Below are 26,218 nucleotides of genomic sequence, written 5' to 3'. Positions count from 1 at the left end.
ATAGAATAGGAGCTGTTAAGCTCAAATAATAATATATCAGATATTGCACGAAATGTTAAGAAAAAGGAGAATTATGATGTTAACAATAGGAAGTCATTTATCATCCGCAAAAGGATATGAAGCCATGGGAAAAGAAGCTCTGAAAATCGGAGCCAATACGTTTCAGTTCTTTACCAGGAATCCCAGAGGGGGAAGGGCAAAAGAGATACGTCCCGAAGATGTGCAGTCCTTTTTGAACTTCTCCAAAGAGCATGGATTTCCCTGTATTCTGGCGCATGCGCCCTATACCATGAATGCCTGCGGAGCAGATGAAAAGGTGCGCACCTTTGCCATTGAAACTATGGCGGACGATCTCAGAAGAATGGAGTATACACCGGGAAATTATTATAATTTTCATCCGGGAAGCCATGTGCAGCAGGGGACTGAAAAAGGGATTGCCCTGATTGCTGATGTTCTGAACCGGAACCTGAGGCCGGATCAGACCACCACGGTGCTTCTGGAGACTATGTCCGGAAAAGGGAGCGAGGTAGGGCGGAATTTCCGGGAACTGCGTGAGATCCTGGATCGTGTGGAACTCTCAGATAAAATGGGAGTCTGTATGGATACCTGCCATGTATTTGACGGCGGGTATGACATTGTAAATTGCCTGGATGAGGTGCTGACGGAGTTTGATCAGGTGATCGGGCTGAAGCGGCTGAAAGCGATCCATTTAAATGACAGTATGAATGAGCTGGGCAGCCATAAGGACAGGCATGCCAGGATAGGGGAGGGACATATCGGCAAAGAGGCTCTGATCCGTGTCATCAACCATCCTGCACTGAGAGAGCTGCCTTTTTATCTGGAAACGCCGAATGATCTGGAGGGCTATGCCGGAGAAATCGAACTCCTAAGAGAAGCATACCGCTAACGACAGGCGGTATAAAAATAACCAGAAAGCATAAGAAAAAGAAAATAATATTGTTCAATCATCTGAAATTAGGGAAAAAACGGGAGGCAATATTAACAGAGGATCCCAGTTGTGCTATCATAAAAGACGATGCTTATAAGAGTGCAATAGGAAAGAAGGTTCTTAATAATATGAAGTATGTAAAACAGATTGGGATTATCGGAGGCATTACCTTTGCGGGAGAGCTGCTGAATTATCTGCTGCCTCTGCCGGTGCCGGCCAGTGTATATGGAATGATTCTGCTGTTTCTGGCTCTGTGTATGGGAGTTGTAAAAGAAGAGCACATAAAAGAAACTGCCGATTTTCTGCTGGTTCTGATGCCTGTGATGTTTACAGGTCCAAGTGTGGGAGTGATAGAGAATTATGCCAGTATATCCCAGGGCCTGCTGGGGTTTGTGGTGATTATTGTAATTACAACCGCGGCAATTATGGGAGTAACAGGGGCAGTCACCCAGGGAGCGATGCGGCTGTGCGCAAAGGTGAAAAAAACAGAAAAGGAGTCAGGGGGCGAGGACTATGAATGCGGTGTTTGAAAATTCAGCCTATTTTGGTTTTTTTCTTACCCTGCTGGGGTATGGGCTTGGGCTGGCAGTCCAGAAAAAAACAAAACTTGCAGTGTGCAATCCCCTTCTTATCTCCACAGTATTTATTATTGGGGTGCTCCTTGCGGGGAGGATACATTTTGAGACGTTTAATCAGGGGGCACAGTATATCACATATCTGCTCACTCCGGCTACTGTCTGTCTGGCACTGCCATTGTACCGGCAGCTCCGGATACTGAAGGAGAATTTAGTGCCTGTACTGGCTGGCCTTACCGCCGGCACTGTCACCTGTATGGGACTGATTGGAGGGATGGCGTATCTTCTGCATCTGGAACGAACTATGACCCTGTCCCTGCTTCCCAAATCGATCACCACAGCTATTGCCATTGGCGTGACAGAGGAGATTGGGGGACTGTCAGGCATAACAGTTGCTGCAGTGGTAATTACAGGAATTCTTAGCACCGTGGTTGCCGACCTGGTTTTTAAAGTATGCCATATCAAAGATCCCGTGGCCCAGGGGCTTGCACTGGGAGCATCAGGACACGCCATCGGCACAAGCAAGGCCCTTTTGATGGGCGAGATACAGGGGGCTATGAGCAGCCTTGCCATTGTAGTGACGGGAATTATAACGGTAATTCTGGTTCCGGTGGTTGCCAGATTTATATAGGAGCAGAAATGCGGATACCTGTCTGTGATCAGATACAGACAGTATCCGTATTTTTTACTTTACAGAGTATGCCTTATGAAGTAAAAGCCTCTGGGAGACACAGCATACAAAATCAGGCCTTTTCTTACAAAAAAGAGGAAATTTTTGTATTTTGCGGAATATATTAAATATAGACACTTTGATTTTACTTGTTCCCATGGAGGTGCAAAGTATGACAATTCGTGAAAGTTTTGAAGAACTGGAGATGGAACTTCTGAGTCCCTATGCCTCTTACAGCAGACATTCGAGAGGGCGCAGGAGGCATGAAGAAGAGTGTGATGTGAGAACCGTCTATCAGAGAGACAGAGACAGGATTCTCCATTCCAAGGCGTTTCGCAGGATGAAAGACAAAACACAGGTGTTTTTGTCTCCCCAGGGGGATCATTACCGTAACCGGCTGACACATACCTTAGAGGTGTCTCAGATTGCAAGAACCATTGCAAAAGCACTGCGTCTGAATGAGGATCTGGTGGAAGCCATCGCTTTGGGGCATGATCTGGGGCATACGCCCTTTGGACATGCCGGGGAAAAGGTGCTGGATACCATATGTCCGCTGGGATTTGCTCATTATAAGCAGAGTGTGCGGGTGGTAGAACGGCTGGAAAAGCGGGGAGAAGGGCTGAATCTGACCTGGGAGGTACTGGACGGCATACGCAATCACCGAACTGCGGGAAGCCCCAGCACGCTGGAAGGACAGATTGTGCGCTACTGTGACAAGATCGCCTACATACACCACGATATGGATGACGCGGAGCGTGCGGGTATCATCAGCGAGGACAACATTCCCATCACGATCCGAATGCTTTTGGGGTACACAACCAGAGAGCGTCTGAATACCTTTATCCACGACATTATCAGAAACAGCCAGGGGAGGGACAGGATTACCATGTCTCCGGAGATTGAGGAGGGCATGCGGGATCTGAGGAGTATTATGTTTCAGGACGTATATCTGAACCCTGTGGCGAAAAAGGAAGAAGAGAAAGCCTGCAATATGATAGAAAAGCTGTATGAATACTACAGCTCACATGAAACGGCCATGTCCCAGGAGTATGTAGAGCTGATACAAAACGGTGAGGAAAAGGAGAGGGTGGTATGCGACTACATATCGGGAATGACCGACCAATTTTCCATCAATAAGTTCCGGGAAATCTATATTCCGAAGGGATGGGAAGTATATTGACAGGAATTTCCGACAAAAAAATGAGAAAAAGGAAAAGGAAACCGGGAAGTAACGTGTAATATAGCATATGGAGGAAGAACATGTATTATTCAGATGATTTAATTGAAGAGATACGAATGAAAAATGATATCGTGGATGTCATCTCCGGCTATGTGAAGCTGCAGAGAAAAGGAAGTTCCTACTTTGGTCTCTGTCCTTTTCACAATGAGAAATCTCCTTCCTTTTCTGTGAGCCCCGGAAAGCAGATGTATTACTGCTTTGGCTGCGGAGCCGGAGGCAATGTATTTACCTTTATTATGGAATATGAGAATTATACCTTTGTGGAGGCAGTCAAAATGCTGGCCGAACGTGCCGGAGTGGAGCTTCCTGAGATGGAATACTCCAGAGAGCAGAAGGCGCAGGCAGACCGGAAAGCACTTTTGCTGGAGATTCAGAAACAGGCTGCGAACTTTTATTATTACCAGCTCCGCCAGGAAGCGGGCAGACAGGCTTACGGCTATCTCACCGGCAGAGGGCTCAGCGACGATACTATAAAAAAGTTTGGACTCGGCTATTCCTCAAAGTATTCGGACATGCTGCACCGTTACCTGAAACAAAAGGGGTATTCGGATGAACTATTAAAGGATTCCGGCCTCTTTCAGTTTGATGAGAAAAGAGGAATGCATGACAAGTTCTGGAATCGTGTGATGTTTCCCATCCAGGATGTGAATGGCAGGGTGATTGGGTTCGGAGGGCGTGTGATGGGAGAGGGAAAGCCTAAATATCTGAACTCACCGGAGACAAAGATATTCGACAAAAGCAGGAACCTCTACGGACTGAACATCGCCAGAACCTCCAGAAAGAAAAATCTGATTATATGTGAAGGTTATATGGACGTCATTGCCATGCACCAGGCGGGATTCTCTAATGCGGTAGCTTCTCTCGGGACAGCTTTGACATCCGGACATGCCAGTCTGATGCGCAGGTATACAGAGGAAGTTCTCCTCACCTACGACAGCGACGAGGCAGGAAGAAAAGCAGCCCTCAGGGGAATTCCCATTGTGAAGGCTGCGGGGCTCAAGGCCAGAGTGGTGAATCTGTCCCCGTATAAAGATCCGGATGAGTTTATACAGGCGCTGGGAAGAGAAGCCTTTGAGGAGCGCCTGGACGAAGCGATGAACAGCTTCCTGTTCGAAATCTCTGTGATGGAAGGAGACTATGATCTTGCGGACCCCCAGGGTAAGACGGATTTTTACCGGGCAATCGCCAAGAAACTGCTGGAATTTCCGGAGGAAATCGAGCGGAATAACTATATGGAGTCCATTGCTTCCAAGTACCATATTGCCTATGAGGACCTGAGGCGGCTGGTGAATAAGCTGGCCCTCAGCGGAACACCGGCAGAGGAGAGAATTAAGCCTAAGTCCGGCATTCACAAAAAAAACAATAAAGAAAGCGGAATCGAAACGTCCCAGAAGCTGATGCTTACCTGGCTCGTTTCCTATCCGTCTATGTTTGACACGGTCAGGGGCTATATTGGCCCGGATGATTTTACTACACCTCTGTACCATACAGTGGCTGAGCTTTTATATGAACAGCACGCACAGGGGGAGGTGAACCCGGCAAAGCTTCTGAACCGGTTTACAGACAGTGAAGAACAAAAAGAGATCGCCTCTTTATTCAATGCCACACTTCATCTGGAGACAGACGGAGAACGGCAGCAGGCATTAACCGATACGGTTTGCCGAATTATGAGAAATAGCATCGAATATCGGACAGCACACCTGTCTCCCACAGATATGCAGGGTTTACAGCAGATTTTGGCGGATAAGCGCAGATTAGAGGAGATAGAGGCAAAACGGGTGATATTGCATATTTCTTTCGATTAAGGATAAAATATAAACAAGTTATGAGAGGATGGAACACCTATGGAAATGAATATGGCAAAATTCAGTGAAAAATTAGCAGAGCTTCTGGAAATGGGCAGAAAGAAAAAGAATGTTCTGGAATATCAGGAGATTAATGACTTTTTCCGGGATACCCCGCTGGATGCTGAATATCTGGACAAAGTCTTTGACTATCTGGAAGCCAATGGAATCGACGTGCTGAGAATCAGCGATACGGATACGGATGTGCTGCTGCTGGACGATGATGAAGATATTAAGTTGGACGAAGAAGACGAGGTAGATGTTGAGAATATAGATTTGTCGGTGCCTGAGGGGATCAGCATTGAGGATCCGGTGCGGATGTATCTGAAAGAGATTGGTAAGGTTCCCCTTCTGACGGCGGAGGAAGAGATTGCGCTTGCCCAGCGCATGGAAGACGGGGATGAGAATGCCAAAAAGCGTTTGGCAGAGGCGAATCTCCGCCTGGTAGTAAGCATTGCAAAGCGCTATGTGGGCCGGGGGATGCTGTTTTTGGATCTGATCCAGGAGGGAAATCTGGGTCTCATCAAGGCAGTGGAAAAGTTTGATTACAGAAAAGGATACAAGTTCAGCACCTATGCCACCTGGTGGATCCGTCAGGCAATTACAAGGGCTATCGCCGATCAGGCCCGGACGATCCGTATTCCGGTTCACATGGTGGAGACCATTAATAAATTGATCCGGGTATCCAGACAGCTTCTTCAGGAGCTTGGCCGGGAACCTCTGCCGGAAGAGATTGCAGAGGAGATGAATATGTCCGTTGACCGTGTCCGTGAGATTCTTAAAATTTCACAGGAGCCGGTGTCTTTGGAAACTCCTATCGGAGAGGAAGAAGACAGCCATTTGGGTGATTTTATTCAGGATGACAATGTACCTGTGCCGGCAGATGCAGCTGCATTTACCCTGTTAAAGGAACAGCTGGTGGAGGTGCTGGGAACCCTTACCGAGAGAGAACAAAAGGTGCTCCGTCTTCGTTTCGGCCTGGATGACGGCCGTGCCAGAACACTGGAGGAAGTGGGAAAAGAATTCAATGTAACCAGGGAACGTATCCGCCAGATTGAGGCAAAGGCGCTTAGAAAGCTCCGCCATCCCAGCCGCAGCCGCAAGCTAAAAGACTATCTGGATTAATACAGGAGAAAGCGTATGCAGTTATCCAACAGGCTTTTAGCTGTGGCCGGCATGGTTACAGAGGGAAATACAGTTGCAGATGTTGGCTGTGACCATGGGTATATCCCCATTTATCTGATACAGCAGAAAAAGATACCAGGTGCCATTGCCATGGACATCCGGAGAGGCCCTTTATCCCGGGCAGAAGCACATATAGAGGAAAATGGACTCAGGGAATACATACAGACGCGCCTGTCAGACGGTGTACAGGCCCTGAAGCCCGGGGAAGCAGATACTCTTATCATTGCCGGGATGGGGGGAGGTCTGGTACAGAAGATTCTAAGAGACGGCGAAGAAGTGCTCCGCAGTGTATCGGAATTCATTCTTCAGCCACAGTCAGAGATTCGCCAGGTACGCTTCTTTCTGCAGAAAAACGGATATTCCATCACAGCTGAAACAATGGTGCTGGAGGATGGAAAATACTATCCTATGATGAAGGCTGTCCATGGAGAGATGGAAGAGACGGAAGAGATTTATTTAAGGTACGGGCGGGAACTGCTTCAGTCCGGACATCCTGTGCTGAGACAGTATCTGGAAAAGGAAAAGGACACCTGCCTGCAGATTCTGGATACGCTTTCGCTGTCCGGAACCCCTCAGGCAAGAGAACGGGAAAAAGAAATTCAACAGGAGATGCAGTATATAAAAGCTGCTTTACTACACTATGAAATGTAAAGAAATCATACAGACACTGGAGAGATTGTATCCCCCGTCCTTTGCAGAGGACTGGGACAACGTGGGACTGTTGGTGGGGGATGAGGAATCCCAGATATCCAGGATATTTCTTGCCCTGGATGTGACGGATGAGACCTTACACGCGGCAGTGGATTTTCACGCGGATCTGATGATAACCCATCATCCCATGATTTTCAGCGGAATCAAACAAGTAAACGCCGGGAATTATCTGGGCAGACGGATCATAAAAATGATAAAAGAGAATATTGCCTGCTATGCCATGCACACGAATTTTGATATCTGCGGCATGGCTGATTTGAGTGCCGGGTATCTTCAGCTGACCGATACCTCTGTGCTGGATGTTACCTTTGAGGACAGCGGCAGAGCGGAGGGGATCGGAAGAGTGGGGACCCTTCCCCGGAGGATGACACTGAGGGAGTGCGCCGGTTTTGTGAAGAAAGCCCTGAATCTGTCCCACGTCACCGTTTACGGAGATATGGATCAGAGCCTGAATCGGGCCGCCGTATCTACCGGCTCCGGAAAGAGTATGGTGGCAAAAGCTATCTCATCAGGGGCTGAGGTTCTGGTGACCGGGGATATTGATTATCACACGGGAATTGATGCGCCCTCCAGAGGGATCGCGATAATTGATGCGGGACATTATGGAACAGAGGCTATGTTTATTGACTTTATGAGACAGGTACTTGCCGGAGAATACCCGCAGCTCATTGTGGAGGGAATGCCGGTAAAAGAGCCATTTACCTGGATGTAAAACCAGTGTTTGGATCATGCAGAGCAGAATTGGGACGGGGAAGTGTATTCCTTCGTCCTTACTTTATAAATGGAGGTTGCATATGGAACAGGAGAGAATTTGGGTAGAGATTAACGGGGAAAAAAGGGAGTATCCATGGGGGATTACTTTTGGGGAAATTGCACAGGATTATGAGGGCAGCACCAGATATCCCATTGTGCTGGTTACAGTGAATGGAAAGCTGAAAGAACTCCATAAACGTCTGAAGAGAGAGTGCTCCATAGAATTTATCACCACCGGGGACTCCATTGGACATAAAACCTACAAAAGAAGTGCCTCTCTTCTTCTCCTGAAAGCAGTGTACCATGTGGCTGGTCACGAAAATGTAGAGAAGGCGGTTCTTCACTTTGCGGTGGGCTCCGGGTTTTATTTTACGATTCAGGGAAAGGTGAAGGTGGATGAGGAATTTCTCGGGAAAGTAAAAGCTTATATGATGGAGATGGTGGAGAAGAAGATTCCCATTATGAAGCGGAGTGTAGGTACCAACGATGCTATAGAACTTTTTCACAAGCATGGCATGTATGATAAGGAAAAGCTGTTCCGCTACCGGCGGGTCTCCAGAGTAAATATTTACAGCATTGATGAATTTGAAGACTATTTTTACGGGTTTATGGTAAATCATACAGGGTATCTGAAATACTTCGATCTGTTTCTCTACGATGAGGGCTTCGTTCTTCAGCTTCCGGAAGCCAGCAATCCGGAGAAGGTGCCGCCGTTTCGTCCCATGCCTAAGATCTTTCAGGTGCAGAAAGAATCTGAGGAATGGGGAGAACGGATGGATGTGGCTACCGTTGGGGAGCTGAACGATATGATTACGACCGTGGGCGCCAGAGAGATGATCCTCATCGCTGAGGCACTGCAGGAAGGGAAGATATCTAAGATAGCGGAAGATATTGCAGGGATGAAGCGTAAGAAGTTTATTATGATAGCCGGCCCGTCTTCTTCCGGAAAAACCACGTTTTCACACAGACTCTCCATTCAGCTGTCTGCGCATGGACTGAAGCCTCATCAGATCTCGGTAGATAATTATTTTGTCAACAGAGAGGATACGCCTGTGGACAGTGAGGGAAACAAAAATTACGAGTGTCTGGAAGCCCTGGATGTAAAGCAGTTCAATGAAGATATGTGCAATCTTCTGGAGGGCAGGTGCGTGGAGCTGCCTACCTACAATTTTGTTACCGGCCAGAGGGAATACAGAGGGGATACCATGCAGCTGGGTCCGGAGGACGTTCTGGTCATAGAGGGGATTCACTGCCTGAACGATAAACTCAGCAGTTCCCTTCCCTCGGACAGTAAATATAAGATTTACATCAGTGCTCTGACCCAGCTGAATATTGATGAGCATAACCGGATCCCCACCACAGACGGACGGCTGATCAGGCGTATTGTGAGAGATGCCAGAACCAGAGGAACCTCAGCCAAAAATACCATAGCCATGTGGCCCTCAGTGAGAAGAGGGGAGAGCGAGAATATCTTCCCCTACCAGGAATCTGCAGATGTTATGTTTAACTCTGCCCTCATCTATGAGCTGGCGATTCTGAAGCTTTACGCAGAGCCTATTCTGTTTGGCATAGAGCGGGATGCGCCGGAATATGTGGAGGCCAAGAGACTGCTGAAGTTTCTGGACTACTTTGTGGGTGTGCCAAGTGAAGATATCCCTCATAATTCCATTCTCAGAGAATTTGTGGGCGGGGGATGCTTCCGCCTGTGACGCTTTCATATTTAACGGATAACCGGCAGCAATCTTTCTCTCCTTTTCAGGGGCGGAAGACTGCTGCCGGTATTTTTGCGGAGATTGCCCTTTCGCGCAATCTTTCTTGTATTGTTGAATTGTACAGATAAGAATGGTATAATAATTTGGTATAGGTTCCAAGAATGAAAGCCTGCCTGTTCTGCGGGCGGTTTATGAGAGCTGCAATGCTGCTAAGAGCAAGTATCTGCAGGAAAGGTTAGAATAAATGAAAAAAGAACATTTGAATCATGGGAACAACTGGCATATTTCTTTTGCGCCTGTTTTGCGGTACAGTGCGGCTTTCTGTCTGCTCACACTGCTTGTCGTTATGCTGGGAGGAGCTGTTCTGTCTTTCAGCGGAATGAGAGAGGATGCAGAGGCTTCTCTTGCCGGCGTTCATGCGCAGATATCCCAGCGGGTTACCGAATCTATTACACTTCTGGAAGCCCTGGCTGGTTTGCCGGAATTCTACGATCCCAAGATACCGCCTATCGAAAAGGTGAAAAAACTGGATCAGATGTCCCCCCGCTTTGGTTATCTGATGATCTGTTATGTTGACGCAGATATCACCGTTTACTCTGACGGGGAGGAGCCTGCCAGTTTGGCCAGCAGGGATTATATGCAAAGGCTGTATTCTACCGGAAAGAGACAGGTTACAGACAGCTTTGCCGCAGGCGCAGATGGTGTGACTTTGAATTATACAGTTGCAGTGCCCCTCTGTGATGAAGCGAAAAATATAACCGGCAGCCTCTTTTGTGCCATCTACTTTGATGAGATGGTGGAAATCCTGGAGAAATCCTCCAAAATCAACAGCTCTGATGCCACACTGATTGGCACCCGGGGGCAGGTAATGTCATCTACTGCAGGACTGCCCTATGGAGAGTCCATTATGAATGAGCTGAAGAGCAGGCGCCTGATAGGAACAACTTCAGATCAGCTCCAGGAGAAACTGCTGGATGAGGTTCCCGGCGGATACTGGAGCATGGGGAATGGTTCTATTACCTATACGGCATATCAGCGCGTGGAAAATACCGGATGGGATATTCTTTGCTCCATCGACTTTCTGACGGTTTTTCTTAAGATTTTGCCCAGTCTGCTGCTGGTGGCTGTTCTTACCATTCTCCTCTGTGCCGGTCTTATGGTGATCCTGCGCCGTTACATAGCAGGCCAGATGCAAATGGTGAACATGCTGGTGCATTCCGTGGAAGAGCTGGAAAAGAAAATTTATCAGGATGAGCGCCCTGAGGGTATGAATTTTGATGAGATCATCCGTCTGACCGGCGACGGATTGTCAGACTCGCTGACAGGCGTAGTTACCCGCTCTGTGTTTTTAAACCAGGCGGAAGCACTTCTGAAAAAAACGGAGCCTGATTCTGTCAGCGCACTTTGCTTTGTGGATATGGATAACTTAAAGTATATCAATGACACCTATGGTCACAACGGCGGAGATGTGGCACTGAAAAGTGTGGGATATATTCTCAGGGAATATGAAAAGAAGTACGGCGGCGTAGTCGGGAGGTACGGGGGTGATGAGTTTGTGATACTCCTGATGAACCTGGACGATGAAACCGAACTGAAGGATGTGCTGAATGAACTGGTATTAAGGCTCCACTCAGAGATAGGATCCGCCGGACGGCATATTCCGGTACAGTGCAGCGTTGGTGTCTCTGTGTACAGCGGGGAGAAAGAACTGCGGCAGATGATCGCTGATGCTGACGAAGCCTTATATTTTGTAAAGCAGAATGGTAAGGGGTATTATAAAATTTATCACAAATAGAATAGAGGTAATTATGAAAAAGCGTGTCAAAAGCGGTATTCTGACGGGTATTGCTGTCCTGGTGTCTTTTATTCTGGCTTTCGCTCTGGGGGAGTCGGTGAAGCAGTATCTCATCCATATGCGGGAGCGTGAGGCGGAACATATTCTGCATTTTTACGGGGAGAATATCATGCTTCTGTTGAGTGAAAATCTAAATGAAACGGATGGACTCGTCCAAATGGCATACGTGATGGAAGACGGCGACACGTCATGGTTTGATCAGGCAGGGGCTTCCTTGCTGGAAAGGGAAGAGGTTCGCTATGTGTGTCTGATTCAGGGTGACACCATGGTGCAGGCCCTGCCCCAGGAGAAGTACGGGGGACAGGTCGGACGCAGTCTGGAGGATTTTTCCTATATTTATACTATGACAAAGGTAGTGAAGACCCTGGTGGTGGAAGGACCGGTTGAACTGGAGGAGGCGGCAGGGAAGGAGGAAGTCTTTCTGTTCCTGCAGCCTATTTTGGAGAACAATGTCTACATGGGAGAAGTGGCAGTGGCTCTTGACCGGGAATTTGTGCTGGAGCAGCTGGGATTTGAATATTTGTCGGAACAGGGCTATGATTATGAGCTTTGGAGGGTAGAACCTCAGAACGGGGGAAAAGAGGTGATCACACAATTTGGAGAGAAGGTGGATTTTTCCCATGCGGTAAAGACAACCTTTTATCTGCCTACGGAGTGGAACCTCAGCATTCAGCCCCAGGCGGGCTGGCTCACCTCCGGGCAGAGAACTTCAGTTTTTTTGGGCAGCCTTGCGGCAGCTTTTCTGCTGCTGGGACTCTTCCGTCTGCTTTACAAATTGTCCATCAGCAGCAGGAAGCTACAGCAGGCTGCATGTACCGACAGCCAGACAGGGCTGTACAATCACAGTGGATTTACTGCTGCGCTGGATAGGTGGATGGCGAAGGAAGACAGTACAATTATGCTGTTCTACTTTGTATTTGAGGAGTATAATTTTGTCTCACAGATGATGGGGGTGGAAGGGGAATCTGCCTTTCTTTGCAGCATTACTCCGCGCCTGCAGGGCTTTATTGAAAAGCCGTTTATCGCCGGACGGCTGGGTGCCGGCAATTTTATGCTGGCTGTCCGTGAGGACATGGATGAGATACAGCAGGAGGATTTTGCAAGGGGATTGTCTATTGAATTGCTTCTGAAGGCTTATCTGGAAGGTAAAAAGACTTTCCTGACACCGCGGTACCAGTATGCACGCCTTCTGCCGGGCAAGAAAAGAGCGGAGAAGGAGATTTCTCTGCTTATTCATGCCTATTATTCTCAGAGAAACCAGGAGTCGCCGGCCCGTAGAATGACTGAGAAATGCCGGCACCTGATAGAAGGAAAAAACAATATAACCTTTGACGAGTATACCGATCCGGAGATGACAGAACTGTCTAAAGCTTTTAATCAGTACCGCAAGCAGGTGGAGCAGCTTGCATATTTTGACCCTGTATTCAATGTGGGGAACCGTTCCAAATATCTCAGAGATGCTAATATGCTCATATCCTATGACAAAAAAAGACCCTTCAGCCTTTTCTGCGTGGATATCTGTGCGTTCAGCCAGTACAATGAGCTGTTCAGTGCGGATATAGGAGATGAAATTCTGCGGGAGGTAATTTACCGGCTTTCACGTCCCTTTGGCACTTATCTGTACCGGATCAACGGTGACGTTTTTCTGGGGATTTCCATGTCGGGGGAACCTGAGGAGACCATGGCAGCCAGACTGCAGACGATTCTTGCGGCCCCTGCCTCGGCAGGCAATACTACCTTTGTGCTTCGGGTGAGAATCGCAGTATGCCGCTATCCGGCCAACGGGGAGAGTCCTGAACTGCTTCTTGACCGCATACAGTCCGCACTGCGCTATGCAAAAGGAAGCAATCAGAATCTTGTCCTGTACAGCCAGAAGCTGGATACTATTATCCGAACTGAGGCAGATATACTGCGGCGGCTGAAAGATGCTATCTCCCGGCACACGCTGGAGGTGTGGTATCAGCCTATGATTCATGTGGAGACAGGCCGTTTTATCTCGGCTGAGGCACTTGTACGTCTCCCCGACGGGAAAGGGGGATATTTTTCTGCGGGGCAGGTGATCTCCCTGGCAGAGCGAAGCGGTATTGTGGAACAGCTTGGAGATTATGTGCTTCACCAGGCCTGCGGGTTTATGCATTCTACAGGGGAACAGCTGGGTCTGGCTCATATCTGTGTCAATATTTCTGTTCAGCAGATTCTGGTGGGAAACAGTGCGGAGCACCTGTTAGACATTATCCGGAAATCAGGAGTGTGCAGGAAACAGATCACTTTAGAGATTACAGAGAGCATCCTTATCCAGTCTATTGAACAGGCCTCTGTGACGCTGGACAAGCTGCGGGAAACAGGAGTTCGGATTGCACTCGACGATTTTGGCGTTGGATACAGCAGTCTTAACTATCTATCAAATCTGCCGGTGGATATCATTAAAATAGACCGTTCCCTTACCCAGCAGATCCGAACAAGTACCAAGCAGCATGCACTGCTCCACTCCATTGTAGAAATGGCGCAAATCAACTCTCTGATTGTTGTTTCCGAGGGGGTAGAGACAGAGGAGGAGCAGCAGTTGATTTCTGCTTCCGGAGTACAGTATATACAGGGATATTATTATGCAAGGCCTATGGAAAAGGAGGCTCTCATCCATTTCTTAGAAAAAAATAACTTTTAAGGAGAGAAGATAGAGAATTTCATTTGATTTTATGCTATACTATGGGTGCTGTTCACATAAAAGGTTCAGGCAGGTATAGATATGAAAAATGGAATTGTGATATATGAAAAGTTCTATCAGATACTGAAAAATAAAATAGAATGCGGCCTGATCCCAAAGGGTTCCAGGCTGCCCTCAAGGGCTGCCCTTTGCAGAGAGTTTGCAACATCAGAAAAAACAGTCCGCCGGGTGGTAGAGATGTTGGCCGCGGACGGGTTCGTGGAGACATCTCAGAGAAGGCGTCCCACCGTGATATTCGAACGAACCGCAGAGACGTATGGGAGGGGGATACTTCCCCTGCAGAAGGCCGATGCTACAGCCGCCAATGATATTCTGAAAACAGGGATTCTTGTGTGCTATCCGGTGATAAGCAGCGGCATATCCCGCTGCACAGAGGCGGACTGGGAGATACCGGAAGCTATCCTTGAGAAGATGGATCCCTCACAGCCGGCAGGATTTTGGAGGCTTTCCAACCGGTTCTGGAGATTTTTTGCTGCCAGGAATGAAAATGATCTAATTCTTCGTGCAGTGGATGGACTGGGCTTTGCAGACTTGGATCCCCTGCCCGGCACCTATGCAATCAGATGTGCTTATTGTGCGAAAATAAAAGAATTTCTGCAGACCGTTAAGAGGGGCGGTGCCCCTGAAAGCGTTCATTTTGATGATTTGTCTGCTCTTTACGGATTTGTATCTTCACAGGCGGAGGGAAGACTGTCCTTCAGGGTGGCGGCAGATTCCCCTATGCGGAGCGGGACAAAAACACTGTATCAGCGGATCAGCAAGGCAGAGGAGAGATACTCCAGAGTTTATCTGGATATACTGGGATTAATAGCCATAGGCCGGTATCAGCCAGGAGATAGGCTTCCTTCCCATGCTCAACTAAGGGAAAACTATGGGGTCAGCATAGACTCAACAGTAAAAGCAATTCACCTGCTTCAAAAATGGGGGGTAGTGACTGCCATAAGGGGCAAAGGCATCTTTGTGGCAATGGAATCCAGAGAGTTGAGCAGGATCCGTATTGATCCGGCCCTGATTGCCTGCCATATAAGGAGATACCTGGACAGCCTGGAGCTGCTGTCTCTAACCATAGAAGGGGTTGCTGCCCATGCCGCAGTCCATATCACCCCGGAAGAGGCAAAGGCGTTAGGGGAAAAGCTGGAGAAAGTTTGGAATGAGGATTACCTGTATCAGCTCTCGCCTATTATCCTTCTGGAGTTTATAGTAGAGCATATTCAATACGATGCACTGAAGGCAATCTACACAGTTGTGCAGGATCATTATCATATCGGGAGAAGTATTCCTAAGCTTCTGAGCCATGAAAAGAATCAATACAATCTGAAAATACATCAGGAGTGCCGGACAATTGCCGGATGCTGGGAGGAGGGAGAGGTCTATCTGTCTGCGAAAAAAGCAGCAGATATGTACCAATATATTCAAAGATTAATAGCTGCCGAATGTAAAAGGCTGGGATACTGGGAAAACGCCATGCAGGTGTATGATGGTACTTTTTTGTGGAAGTAATCCGTCACATGCCTGCATGGCGTTTTTTATTCTGCCCCCTGGTTCTCCGGAGCGCTGTCCTCGGGCTGGGGTTCATATTTTGCGAATATTTTGCGGAACAGCAGAGAATTTACATAGGCGATGGCAGCAAATCCGAAGAAAAGCCATATAAAAAGTCCGTATGCCAGTGTTTTCCCTGTAAGAAAGGTCAGGAATACCGGAGCTATGGTAATTACCGCGATAAGTATGGTGTAAGGAAGATTCAGAATGCTGAACAGAAGGGCATTCTTGAGACTGTTCTTCACATCATTGACAAACCTGGCAATATAGGGGAAAAGATAGAGCAAGGTAATGGTATAAAAGGTACCGATAATAAGAATGGCTGTCTGCATGACCTTTCCCATAACTCCCGTAAAGGCTGCCGTAATCCGGTAATCAAGACCAAGAATGATACCCAGGACCAGCATAATCAGCCATACTATGGTACTGATTTTAAAATTGCTCTTAAAGGCTTTCAAAAAGCCCTTTACCATGTAGGACTCTTCATTCCGCGCCATTTTAAGGGTGACCGTATAAAGGGCTGTGGCTGAGGCCCCGATGGTGATAACCGGGATACAGCAGATTAAAAAAAGTATATTCAGAATAAAGATATCAGCTAATCTGGATAAAAATCTCATAAGAGGACTGTCCAGACCAAAAAAACTACCCATAGTATTATTTCTCCTTTTCCAATGTTTCTTCCCCGGAGGGAAGATAGATGTGCACCAGTTCAATCCGGTTTTTCACCACACTGTCCACAGTGAGACGGATCTGCTGAGGGGTGATAACCTCCTCGCCCTTTACCGGAAAGCGATCCAGCTGTTCAATGATATATCCGCCGATGGAATCGTAGTCTTCTGATTCCAGATCAATGGCGAGTTCTTCGTTGAGATCATCCAGCTTTGTGGATCCCAGGGAAAGGTATTCTTCTCCCGGCACAATCTCTGTAATCTCTTCTTCTTCCTGGTCGTCGTACTCGTCCCGGATATCTCCCACGATTTCTTCCAGAAGGTCTTCCAGTGTCACCAGACCTGCCGTGGCTCCGTATTCATCCAGAACAATGGCAAAATTAATGGAATCCTCACGCATCTCCATCAGAAGCTCAGAAGTGTTTTTATATTCATAGGTGAAGTATGCCTCCCGGAGAATCGAACGAATGCAAAAGTTTTCCTTAGAGTCCAGCAGAAGCAAGTCCTTCATATTAACAATCCCGATGATGTTATCCGTTGTCTCTTCGTAGACAGGAAGTCTTGTATACTTGTCCTCTCTGAAAATTTCAATCAACTCTTCATAGGTAGATTCCACATCCACAAAGGTTACATCAATGCGGGGCACCATGACATCTTTTGCCTGAGAGTCGCCGAAATCAAATACGTTGTAGATCATCTGGCGTTCTTCGCTTTCAATCACTCCCTCTTCATGGCTGACATTGAGAATCGTGCGGAGTTCGCTCTCGGTCATTGTACTGTTTTTGCCGTTGGGATCGATTCTGAAAAGAAGCAGAAGCCCAAGGGACAGTTTATTCACCAGGTAAATCACCGGGGTAAGCAGTACCATCAGACCGTAGATTACTTTCGCATAGGCCAGCGCCAGCTGTTCGGAGTAGATAGTGGCCACTGTTTTTGGCGTAATCTCACCCAGAATCAGTATCAGCAGTGTTAAGATACCTGTTGCCAGCCCTACGGCGGCATTGCCGAAAAGCTTAATCGTTACTGAAGTTGCCAGGGCAGAAGCACTTAGATTTACAATATTATTTCCTATTAAAACTGCGCTCAGCATCTTGCCGGAATCGTTGACCGCCTTTAATAAAGTGGCAGCCCTCTTGTTGCCGTCCTCAGCCATTGTCTGAATACGGATCTTGTTCACTGTGGTCATCGCGGTTTCTGCTGATGAGAAAAAAGCAGAAAGTGCTAATAACAGCAGCAGAACCATTAACTGTATGGCATCACTAGGATCCAATGAATGTCACTCCTTTATCTGTATAAATTATATATAAAGAAAAATATACAGTATTTCAGCCATAATTGCAAGTGAGAACTAAAAGCGGCGCCTGTGCGGGCGCCCGGCTTCACGGGCAGATTTCCATAATATGGATATTCAAAAAATATGATTTTAGGGGTGTCGAAAGAAAGAGAACTATGGTATAATGTTTGGGAAAATGTAGAAATGTATATGCCCTGGTATGGGTTATACTTTAATATAAACAGTCATCAATTTGAGAAGAGCAAACATAAGAGGTGGAAAAATGAAAAAACTAAACAGAGGTCAAAAAAGACGTTTTCATAATCTGGTTTCGAATATTATAGGCTTAAGCATTGTATTGTCCCTCATAGTCTCAGGACTGGCCGGGAATACCCAGACGATACTGGCTGAGGCAGGCACTGCTGTTTATCTGAACGGAGCTTCCGGAGACGATACGGCAGGAGGAGGCACGGCGGAAACTGCGGTGAAGACGTGGAAAAAGGCCAAATCTCTGGCGGGAAGCAGCGGAACAATCTATATCAGCGGTACTGTAACCATCTCTGGTACTGTGGAATGGTCCCTTCCCTCAGGAGTCAGCTTAAAAAGAGCTCCTGGTTTTACCAAACCCCTGGTTAGTGTGGGGAAAGGCAGCAAACTTACTCTGGCGGCCAAATACTTTGGAAAAGAAGATGCGTCCCTGGGGGATGACGGCTGCCTTGCAGTGAAGGGGGAAGAAAAGGCTGACAGCACACCAAAAAAAGAAGAGGATCAAAAGAAGAATGATTCCAAGAAAGAGCCGATAAAAGAGGAGAAAGAACAGGAAAAGCAGGAGACAGAGAAAAAAGAGACGGAAGATAAGAAGACAGAGGACAATAAAAACACAGAGAAAGAAGACGGCGGAAAGAAGAACCCGGCAAAAGATATTTCTCTTCCGGATTCCTTTACTATGGAAAAACCGGAGGCTCTGGCAAACCTGTCCCTGAAAAGCTGCAGCGGTGACGGAACTTTTTCCTGGGCAGACAGCAGCTTTGTACCCGATACATATGAAAGCGCCTGTGTAGTTGTTTTCACTCCAAATGATATAGAAAAGTATGATTATTCGCAGATAAAAGGCTGGGATGAGAAGAAAGGTGCGGTAAAGCGGACCGTAACTGTTTACACCACCTCTCTGAAGGATACAGGCAAGGACACAGAGAAAACAGAATCCGGCACCGGTAAGACTGAGAACGATGAGAAGACGGAAAACAGCGGTGCAGTCCAGGGCAGTGAACCTGAAAAAGACAAAACCCCTGACCAGGGAACACAGGACAAAGACACGACAGAGAATTCCGGAGGCGGATTGGAAAAGGACGATGCCCAAAGTCAGGATAAGCAGCACGATGAAGACAGTTCTGACGGACAGAATACTCCCCAGGGAACAGACAGCGCAGACAAGGATTCCGTTAAGGACAAGGAAAGCAGCGATGAGATAGGGGCCGATGATGAAGAGACACAAAAGGGAGAAGAGACAGATAAGACGGCAATCTCCGATAAGAGCAGTGCTTTCCATCTGGCGGTGGAATCCCTTCCGGTGAGGATCACGGAACAGTCTCAGGTGGGAAGAGTAATTGCCGCATCGAAGCTGTATGAGGAGCTATCCCCGGCAGATAAAGCAATGGCGGCTGCCGATGATCTGAAAAAGCTGAAAGATGCCCAGGAGGCTGCGGGGTATGTAAACCGCACCAGCAGCGGGGTAAGTGTTTCAGGGGATTTCCTTCCATGGTATGTACAGTTCCAGGTGAATCTGAATCATGATGCTCCTTCGCTTGCGATACCTACCATAGATACTCTGCTCTCTTCTTACGAGATGAAACTCTGGGATCTTATGGCGGACACGGAATATAAGATTCCTCACGGTAAGAAAGTGACTGTGGTGATGAAAGCACCGGAGGTATCGGGGTATGAAAGCTTTACCATTGTCCATTATCTGGAGGACGGTACCGTAGAACTCATCACTCCTGTCATTGCCGACGGACTGATGACATTTGAGACGTCATCCTTCAGCCCCTTTGACGTAGGGGGAAGCAAGCCCCTGGTGGGACTGCCGAGCGGCGGTTCTTCCGACAAGAAAACGGACAGTACAGGCGGCTCCAACAATAACAGCAGCCTGACCGGGAATAAAGGCAGCAGTACGGACAACGGCAGCAACAAGACAGGTGCCAATAAGAAAAAGACCCCGACGGTTAAAGCATCTGCGGCCAAGACACAGCAGACTAAAGCTTCCAATCCGAGTACAGGCGATACCAGCGTACTTCTTCCTTATATTATAGGAGGGGCAGCTGCATTACTTATCATAATTATTCTTGTTGTTACCAGGAAAAAGAAGAAAAAATAGAAAAAAGTGATAGAACGGGAAACCCTTCCATATATTTACTATATGGGAGGGTTTGTTTATGGAACAGACAGCTGCAAAAAAATCAATACCAATGTTACTAATGAAATCCCTGCTGGCATCCTATGTGCTTACCGCTCTGCTGCTTTTTCTGCTGGCATTTCTCCTGTATAAATTTGATCTGGGAGAAAGCAAAGTGAATCTTGGGATTACAGTGATCTACATATTATCCTGCTTTCTTGGCGGATTTCTCGTGGGAAAAGGAGCGGGAACCCGGAAATTCCTTTGGGGCATGGTGCTGGGAGCAATCTATGCGGCCCTGCTGGTGGGAGTTACCTTTTTGGTGGAACACCGGGTAAGCGAAAACACATCGTCTCTGCTCTCTTCACTGTTTCTCTGTGTGGCGGGAGGGACCCTGGGAGGAATGCTGTCGTAAGGTGCTCAACAAGTAAAAAAATACTTTTAAAAAGGGGTGTCTTGTGATATAATTAGCACAGTTTACGAAATTAAGGAGGAAAAGTAATGAAACATATTAAAACATTAAATACGAAAAGTTTACAAAATACAGTGAAAAAAGGTGGATGTGGAGAATGTCAGACATCCTGTCAGTCAGCCTGCAAGACATCTTGCACCGTTGGCAATCAGAGCTGTGAACATTCCAAATAGTCAGCTGTAATACGGAACAATGAAGCAGCGGTTCAAAAGCCGCTGCTTGTTTGTGTTGTAATCCATGCGGAGAAGGTCCGCCGGATTTTTTAGAGAGAGAAAGGGGATTCGTTGTGGTCCATCGTTATATAAATAATGACTGCCATATCGTTTTGGATGTTAACAGCGGTTCCGTCCATGTCGTGGACGAAATTGTATACGATGCGGTTGGTCTTTTGGAAGACAAGCTGTCTTATGAGGAGACAGCAAAGATACTGAGTGAAACATATGCCCCGGAGGAAGTGAAAACAGCTCTGGAGGAGTGCCGGGAGCTAAAAGAAGAGGGAATGCTTTTTACCGAGGATATTTATAAGGATGCTATCTCTCATTTTAAAGAGAGGGAGACAGTAGTAAAAGCACTGTGCCTGCATATAGCACATGACTGCAATCTTGCCTGCCGTTACTGCTTTGCCGAGGAGGGGGAATACCATGGCAGAAGAGCCCTGATGAGCTTTGAGGTGGGAAAGAAAGCTCTGGATTTTCTGATTGCCAATTCCGGGAACCGGAAGAATCTGGAGGTGGATTTCTTCGGCGGAGAACCCCTGATGAACTGGGACGTTGTGAAGCAGCTGGTAGCCTACGGCAGGGAACAGGAGAAGATCCATAATAAAAACTTCCGCTTTACACTGACTACCAATGGCGTGCTGTTTAACGATGAGATTATGGAGTTTGCCAACAAGGAAATGAGCAATGTGGTTCTCAGTATTGACGGCAGGAAGGAAATCCACGATTATATGCGCCCCTTCCGTAAGGGAAAGGGAAGCTACGATCTCATTGTTCCCAAGTTTCAAAAGTTTGCGGAGAGCAGAAATCAGGAGAAGTATTATGTGAGAGGGACCTTTACCCATCACAATCTGGATTTTGCCGAGGATGTGCTTCATCTGGCGGATCTGGGCTTTCAGCAGATTTCTGTGGAGCCTGTGGTTGCTCCTCCGGAGGAACCGTATGCCATACGGCCTGAGGATGTGCCGTTTATCTGTGAACAGTATGATATCCTGGCAAAAGAAATGATTAAAAGGGAAAAAGAAGGAAGAGGATTTAATTTCTTCCACTTTATGATTGACCTTACAGGGGGGCCCTGTGTATACAAACGGCTTTCCGGATGCGGTTCCGGAACCGAATATCTGGCAGTTACCCCCTGGGGAGATCTCTATCCGTGCCACCAGTTTGTGGGGGAAGAAGAATACCTTATGGGCAGCGTGGACGAGGGTGTGACCAGGAAGGAAATTGTAAAAGAATTTAAAGACTGCAATGTGTATTCCAAGCCCAAGTGCCAGGAATGCTTTGCGAGATTTTACTGCAGCGGCGGCTGTGCCGCCAACTCCTATCATTTCCATGACACAATACATGATGTATACGAAGTGGGCTGTGAGCTTCAGAGAAAACGTGTAGAATGTGCCATTATGATAAAAGCAGCGTTGGCTGACTAATCTTAAGAAAGTAAGAAGGGAAGAAAGATGAAAAAAAACAAAGGAATAGTTGTTTTAATTCTGACAGTGCTTATTACCGGTTTCCTGGTATTTACAGCAGCCGTGGGAATTGGGCCTACCGGAACAGGGGCGGCAAAACACATTAAGACAGGTCTCGATCTGGCCGGCGGTGTCAGCATAACTTATGAGACGAAAGCAGAAAATCCAAGCGCCTCCGATATGTCTGACACTATCTACAAGCTTCAGAAACGTGTGGAGCAGTACAGCACAGAGGCTCAGGTATACCAGGAGGGAAATAACCGCATCAGTGTGGAAATCCCAGGCGCTACAGACGCCAATGCCATTCTTACGGAATTGGGCAAGCCGGGTTCCCTGCAGTTTATGGATACAGAGGGAAATGTGGTTCTTGAAGGCAGCGATGTTGCGGACGCCCAGGGTGTGGTAGGCGAGGATAATACCACGAAGAACAAACAGTACGTGGTAAGCCTGACGCTGACAAAAAAGGGAGCGGAAAAGTTTGCAGAGGCCACAAAGGCTAACTTGAATAAACAGATTGCCATTGTCTACGACAATGAGACATTGAGTGCTCCGGTGGTGCAGAGCGTAATCTCTGACGGGAATGCGCAGATTACAGGTATGAGCAGCATTGAAGAAGCCAAGAATCTGGCCGCTGCAATCAGAATCGGTTCTCTGAAACTGGAGCTTCAGGAATTGCGCTCTAATGTAGTGGCGGCACAGCTGGGTACCCAGGCGATTAATACCAGTGTGAAGGCAGCCGGTATCGGTCTGGCGCTGGTGATTTTGTTTATGATTATTGTGTACCTGATTCCTGGACTGGTATCCGGTATTGCGCTTATCATTTATGTATGTCTGGATCTTATCTGTCTGAATGCATTTGATCTTACACTGACACTTCCCGGCATTGCGGGTATTATCCTGTCTATCGGTATGGCTGTGGACGCCAATGTTATTATCTATGCCAGAATCAAAGAGGAGATCGCCTCAGGAAAATCGGTGAGAACCTCCCTGCAGTCAGGATTTAAAAAGGCATTTTCTGCTATCTTTGACGGCAATATAACTACCTTAATCGCCGCCTTTGTGCTGAACTGGCTGGGCTCAGGAAGCGTCAAAGGATTCGCCCAGACGCTGGCGCTTGGTATTGTTTTATCTATGTTTACTGCACTGGTGGTATCCAGACTGATTATCTATGCGTTATATGCAGTTGGTGTCAGAGATGCCAAGTTCTACGGTAAGATTAAACCCAGAGAGCCTATCAATTTCCTGGGAAAGAAAAAGATTTTCTTTGCCATATCTATTGTTTTAGTGCTTCTGGCGCCTGTTATGATGGGGGTAAACCAGGCTTCCTCAGGGAAAGCCCTGAATTACAGTCTTGAATTCGTGGGAGGTACCTCTACGAATGTAACTTTTAACGAAGATTTAAGCATGGAAGAGATAGACAGCAAAGTAGTTCCCCTTGTGGAGGACATCACCGGGGATGCCAATGTACAGCCTACAAAGGTAGTAAATTCCAACCAGGTAATCATCAAGACAAGAACCCTGTCAGTGGATGAGAGAGAAGCTTTGAACAAAGCTATGGTGGATAATTTCCAGGTAGATGAGACCAAGATTACTACAGAGAGTATCTCTTCTACGATCAGCGGAGAAATGAGAAAAGACGCAGTCATCGCAGTGGTGGTAGCTACCCTGCTGATGCTGGTGTATATCTGGTTCCGCTTCAAAGATATCCGTTTCGCCAGCAGTGCCGTACTGGCTCTGATACACGACGTGCTGGTGGTATTGGCGTTCTATGCCATTGCAAAAATCTCTATCAGCAACACCTTTATCGCATGTATGCTGACCATTGTGGGGTATTCCATCAATGCTACCATTGTTATCTTTGACCGTATCCGTGAGAATAAGGGTATGATGAAGAAAAAGGATGAGCTTGCTACCATTGTAAACGCAAGCATCACACAGACGCTGACCAGAAGTATTTATACTTCTCTGACTACCTTTATTATGGTATTTCTGCTGTTCGTCATGGGTGTGTCTTCTATCCGGGAATTTGCACTTCCTCTGATGGTGGGTATTCTCTGCGGTGCATATTCTTCTGTATGTATCACAGGTGCGCTGTGGTATGTGATGAAGACGAAAATTGGAAAAAATAAAGCATAACACAAGCTTCAGGGGATGTCCGACGGGCATCCCCTGTAAAGTTTTACAGGAGGAAAACCATGGAACGGTGGATGATAACAGCGAAAAGTGCAGACTTCAAAAAGATCGGGGAGGAATTCCGGATTGATCCTGTGATCGCCAGACTGATACGCAACCGGGATATTGTCGGGAATGAGGCAATCCGGGAGTACTTGTACGGCACCCTGGAGGATCTTCCTTCGTGGACGCGGATGAAAGGCCTCAGAGAGGCAGTTTCTCTGATTCAGAAGAAAATTGATGAGGGAAAAAACATCCGTATTATCGGAGACTATGATATAGACGGAGTCTGCTCTACCTACATATTGCTTCAGGGGCTTCGGCAGACCGGGGCGTCCGTAGATATTGACATTCCGGATCGGATAAAGGACGGATACGGCCTGAACGAAGAACTTATTGCCAGAGCGTATGAGCAGGGGATTGACACCATTATCACCTGTGACAACGGGATCAGCGCCTCTGAGCAGATTGCCTACGGGAAAGGCCTGGGAATGACGATTGTGGTGACAGACCATCATGAGGTTCCTTTTCAGGAGACGGAAGATGGGGGGGATAAGGAGATACTTCCCCCTGCGGATGTGGTGGTAAATCCCAAACAGAAGGCGTGCGGATATCCCTTTAAAGGCCTGTGCGGAGCCGGCGTGGCATATAAGCTTGTATGCGGGCTCTTTGAGCAATTCGGAATTTCTCAGGACGCACTGGAAGAATTGCTGGAATTTGTGGCAATTGCCACAGTAGGGGATGTGATGGACCTGCAGGGAGAAAACAGAATTCTGGTCAGGGAAGGACTGAAGCGCATACAAAATACCAGGAATACTGGCCTTAGAGAACTGATTCGGGCCAATCAGCTGGAGGACAGGAAGATTACCTCCTACCATATCGGCTTTATTCTGGGGCCATGCATGAATGCAAGCGGACGTCTGAGCACAGCCAAGAGAGCGTTGTCCCTTCTGGAGTGCCGGGATCCGTCAGAGGCGGCAGTGCTGGCCCAGGATCTCAAGAGCCTCAATGACAGCAGAAAGGATATGACAGCAAAGGCCACAGAAGAAGCTGTGCAGATGGTAGAGAATACGGCGCTGGGCCGGGACAAAGTATTGGTGATCTACCTGCCGGAGTGCCATGAGAGTCTGGCGGGAATTGTGGCAGGAAGAATCCGCGAAAGGTATGGAAAGCCTGCGTTTGTACTTACCAGAGCAGAGGAAGGGGTCAAGGGATCCGGCAGATCCATTGAGGCCTTTCCTATGTTTCATGAGCTGGTGAAATGCCGGGAATACCTGACGAAATTCGGAGGCCATCCCATGGCCGCAGGACTGTCCCTGGAAGAAAAGAATATTGAACCCTTCCGGGAAAAGATAAACAGCGGCTGCAGCCTTACGGAGGAGGACTTTGTCTCCAAAGTACTCATTGATGTCCCCATGCCGCTGCATTATATAAACAAAAATCTCATCAGCCAGCTGAGTCTCTTAGAACCTTTTGGAAAGGGAAACACGAAACCCTTGTTTGCCCAGAAAAAATTGAGACTTATGGGAGCGAGAGTTTTTGGGAAGAATAAAAATGTAGTGAAAATGAAGGCGGTAGATGAGACAGGCTATCCCATGGAGGCTGTTTACTTTGGGGACGGAGAAGCATTTGTGCAGGAGATTAGTCAAAAAGAAGAGTGGAGTGTGGCATATTATCCGGAGCTGAACAGTTATATGGGAAGAGAGACTTTACAAATCGTAGTTCAGAATTTACAATAGAATTTGATTCTGCAAAAAAAAGATGCTATAATGTCTGTAAAATGCAGTTTTTGTGTCGTAATA

At 47.4% G+C, this 26,218-nt stretch carries 20 protein-coding genes; 18 read left to right on the top strand and 2 right to left on the bottom strand.

What is annotated here, in order from left to right; translation table 11 throughout:
- Nucleotides 1–76: 76 nt before the first annotated feature.
- From ACGHCT_RS15660 to ACGHCT_RS15605, 12 genes are all read left to right on the top strand, one after another.
- Nucleotides 77–907 (top strand): deoxyribonuclease IV, encoded by an 831-nt coding sequence (locus ACGHCT_RS15660; protein WP_390436718.1) that lies wholly within the window; start codon nucleotides 77–79, stop codon nucleotides 905–907.
- A gap of 170 nt (nucleotides 908–1,077) precedes the next feature.
- Entirely contained in the window at nucleotides 1,078–1,479 is a 402-nt protein-coding gene (locus ACGHCT_RS15655) for a CidA/LrgA family protein (RefSeq protein ID WP_072848728.1), read from the top strand.
- Nucleotides 1,463–2,155, top strand: coding sequence for an LrgB family protein (locus ACGHCT_RS15650; protein WP_072848122.1), 693 nt, complete (start codon nucleotides 1,463–1,465; stop codon nucleotides 2,153–2,155). The genes ACGHCT_RS15655 and ACGHCT_RS15650 overlap by 17 nt, the downstream gene beginning before the upstream one ends.
- A gap of 211 nt (nucleotides 2,156–2,366) precedes the next feature.
- Nucleotides 2,367–3,374 carry a deoxyguanosinetriphosphate triphosphohydrolase gene (locus ACGHCT_RS15645; protein WP_072848120.1) on the top strand — a complete coding sequence of 336 codons (1,008 nt, stop codon included), beginning with the start codon at nucleotides 2,367–2,369 and terminating at the stop codon, nucleotides 3,372–3,374.
- Nucleotides 3,375–3,454: 80 nt separating this feature from the next.
- The gene (dnaG, locus tag ACGHCT_RS15640) at nucleotides 3,455–5,239 is read left to right on the top strand and encodes a DNA primase (protein ID WP_072848118.1); all 1,785 of its coding nucleotides are present in this window, start codon (nucleotides 3,455–3,457) and stop codon (nucleotides 5,237–5,239) included.
- Nucleotides 5,240–5,278: 39 nt separating this feature from the next.
- The gene (rpoD, locus tag ACGHCT_RS15635; RefSeq protein WP_072848117.1) at nucleotides 5,279–6,403 is read left to right on the top strand and encodes an RNA polymerase sigma factor RpoD; all 1,125 of its coding nucleotides are present in this window, start codon (nucleotides 5,279–5,281) and stop codon (nucleotides 6,401–6,403) included.
- A 15-nt stretch (nucleotides 6,404–6,418) separates the two neighbouring features.
- Entirely contained in the window at nucleotides 6,419–7,114 is a 696-nt protein-coding gene (locus ACGHCT_RS15630; RefSeq protein ID WP_390436715.1) for a tRNA (adenine(22)-N(1))-methyltransferase, read from the top strand.
- Entirely contained in the window at nucleotides 7,104–7,886 is a 783-nt protein-coding gene (locus ACGHCT_RS15625; RefSeq protein ID WP_072848113.1) for a Nif3-like dinuclear metal center hexameric protein, read from the top strand. The genes ACGHCT_RS15630 and ACGHCT_RS15625 overlap by 11 nt, the downstream gene beginning before the upstream one ends.
- Nucleotides 7,887–7,968: 82 nt before the next feature.
- Nucleotides 7,969–9,636: a nucleoside kinase gene (locus ACGHCT_RS15620; protein ID WP_072848111.1), complete on the top strand. Its 1,668-nt coding sequence runs from the start codon at nucleotides 7,969–7,971 to the stop codon at nucleotides 9,634–9,636.
- A 247-nt stretch (nucleotides 9,637–9,883) separates the two neighbouring features.
- A complete protein-coding gene (locus ACGHCT_RS15615) occupies nucleotides 9,884–11,434 on the top strand; it encodes a sensor domain-containing diguanylate cyclase (RefSeq protein ID WP_390436713.1) in 1,551 nt (516 codons plus the stop codon).
- 13 nt (nucleotides 11,435–11,447) lie between these two features.
- Nucleotides 11,448–14,159, top strand: coding sequence for an EAL domain-containing protein (locus ACGHCT_RS15610; protein ID WP_390436712.1), 2,712 nt, complete (start codon nucleotides 11,448–11,450; stop codon nucleotides 14,157–14,159).
- A gap of 81 nt (nucleotides 14,160–14,240) precedes the next feature.
- On the top strand, nucleotides 14,241–15,719 hold the full coding sequence (locus ACGHCT_RS15605) for a GntR family transcriptional regulator (protein WP_390436710.1): 1,479 nt from the start codon (nucleotides 14,241–14,243) through the stop codon (nucleotides 15,717–15,719).
- Between the two features lie 26 nt (nucleotides 15,720–15,745).
- On the opposite strand, the gene ACGHCT_RS15600 is transcribed toward ACGHCT_RS15605, so the two are convergent.
- Together ACGHCT_RS15600 and ACGHCT_RS15595 are read right to left on the bottom strand one after the other, a co-directional pair.
- Nucleotides 15,746–16,408, bottom strand: coding sequence for a YesL family protein (locus tag ACGHCT_RS15600; RefSeq protein ID WP_072848106.1), 663 nt, complete (start codon nucleotides 16,406–16,408; stop codon nucleotides 15,746–15,748).
- Nucleotides 16,409–16,412: 4 nt separating this feature from the next.
- Complete coding sequence (locus ACGHCT_RS15595) at nucleotides 16,413–17,696, bottom strand: HlyC/CorC family transporter (RefSeq protein WP_072848105.1); 1,284 nt, start codon at nucleotides 17,694–17,696, stop codon at nucleotides 16,413–16,415.
- Nucleotides 17,697–17,982: 286 nt separating this feature from the next.
- Between ACGHCT_RS15595 and ACGHCT_RS15590 the strand changes: the two genes are divergently transcribed.
- The 6 genes from ACGHCT_RS15590 (at nucleotide 17,983) to recJ (ending at nucleotide 26,155) form a co-directional block, all read left to right on the top strand.
- Entirely contained in the window at nucleotides 17,983–20,073 is a 2,091-nt protein-coding gene (locus ACGHCT_RS15590; RefSeq protein WP_390436707.1) for an LPXTG cell wall anchor domain-containing protein, read from the top strand.
- Nucleotides 20,074–20,131: 58 nt separating this feature from the next.
- Nucleotides 20,132–20,506 (top strand): TIGR04086 family membrane protein, encoded by a 375-nt coding sequence (locus ACGHCT_RS15585; protein ID WP_072848103.1) that lies wholly within the window; start codon nucleotides 20,132–20,134, stop codon nucleotides 20,504–20,506.
- 86 nt (nucleotides 20,507–20,592) lie between these two features.
- Nucleotides 20,593–20,736: a six-cysteine ranthipeptide SCIFF gene (gene scfA, locus ACGHCT_RS15580; protein WP_072848102.1), complete on the top strand. Its 144-nt coding sequence runs from the start codon at nucleotides 20,593–20,595 to the stop codon at nucleotides 20,734–20,736.
- A 113-nt stretch (nucleotides 20,737–20,849) separates the two neighbouring features.
- Nucleotides 20,850–22,205 carry a thioether cross-link-forming SCIFF peptide maturase gene (gene scfB / locus ACGHCT_RS15575; RefSeq protein WP_390436705.1) on the top strand — a complete coding sequence of 452 codons (1,356 nt, stop codon included), beginning with the start codon at nucleotides 20,850–20,852 and terminating at the stop codon, nucleotides 22,203–22,205.
- 27 nt (nucleotides 22,206–22,232) lie between these two features.
- On the top strand, nucleotides 22,233–24,380 hold the full coding sequence (locus tag ACGHCT_RS15570; RefSeq protein ID WP_072848100.1) for a protein translocase subunit SecDF: 2,148 nt from the start codon (nucleotides 22,233–22,235) through the stop codon (nucleotides 24,378–24,380).
- Nucleotides 24,381–24,439: 59 nt separating this feature from the next.
- Nucleotides 24,440–26,155 (top strand): single-stranded-DNA-specific exonuclease RecJ, encoded by a 1,716-nt coding sequence (gene recJ / locus ACGHCT_RS15565; RefSeq protein WP_072848099.1) that lies wholly within the window; start codon nucleotides 24,440–24,442, stop codon nucleotides 26,153–26,155.
- The last annotated feature ends 63 nt before the right edge of the window (nucleotides 26,156–26,218 follow it).

It is taken from the genome of Lactonifactor longoviformis (genome assembly GCF_042848515.1).
GTDB classification, from domain to species: domain Bacteria; phylum Bacillota; class Clostridia; order Lachnospirales; family Lachnospiraceae; genus Lactonifactor; species Lactonifactor longoviformis.
Note: the sequence above shows the minus strand (reverse complement) of the source record. Positions and strands in the feature narration are given on the sequence as shown.